The sequence below is a fragment of the Oleiphilus sp. HI0079 genome (genome assembly GCF_001635105.1).
Genome location: NZ_LWFT01000964.1, coordinates 1 through 869, shown reverse-complemented (window position 1 = coordinate 869; position 869 = coordinate 1). Strand labels below are relative to the sequence as shown.

General features: G+C 47.6%; 1 protein-coding gene. It reads left to right on the top strand.

Annotated features, from left to right (window positions below):
* Nucleotides 1-43: 43 nt before the first annotated feature.
* On the top strand, nt 44-869 hold an 826-nt coding region (locus A3750_RS17730), incomplete at its 3' end, for a TAXI family TRAP transporter solute-binding subunit (RefSeq protein ID WP_068548527.1).

The window sequence follows — 869 nt, the reverse complement described above, 5'->3', positions numbered from 1 at the left end:
TTTTAATCATTAGATCAATTTCTCTCAGACAAAGAACGTATCTATGAATTTGAAGCGCTTTTTTCCTCTTATAGTCTTGTTTTTCTCTGGTTTGGTTTATGCCGAACAGGCACATCTGATTATGGCAACCGGCGGTGTAACGGGTGTTTATTACCCTGCGGGTGGTGCGATATGTCAGATGATGAATCAGGGCGTAAAACAGCATGGCGTCCGCTGTTTTGTTGAGAGTAGCCGCGGTTCCTTGGAAAACATAAAGCGGTTGCGCGCTCAGGAGATTGATCTTGCGATTGTGCAGAGTGATTGGTTTATGCATGCCCGAAGAGGCTCGGCTCAATTCAAAGATTACGGGGCATTTGATGGCTTGCGTAAAGTGGTCAATTTGTACAGTGAGCCTTTTACCATAGTGGCGCGAAAGGATTCGAACGTAGAGAAGCTTGAAGACCTCAAAGGCAAGCGTATTAATATTGGTAATCCAGGCTCTGGCCAGCGGGCGACAATGGAGTGGTTGATGGGGGTCATGGGGTGGTGGAAGTCCGATTTCTCTGAGGTCTATGAATTGGACTCCGACGATCAAGCGCAAGCATTGTGTGATGACAGGTTTGATGCGATGGTCTTTGTGGCTGGCTCGCCAAATAGCTCGGTGAAGCTCGCCACAACGGATTGTGAAAGCGTGATTGTGCCAGCCGCCTCCGCAAAGCTTGAAGAGTTGATTTCGCGCTCAGAGGTCTATGTCAAAACAGTCATTCCCGGTGGAATGTATCGCGGCAATCCAAAGGATATTGAAACCTTTGGTGTTTATGCAAATCTCGTCTCTAGCGAGGATGTAGATGAGGGTATGATCTACGCGCTTACGCAGTCTATCTTCGAAG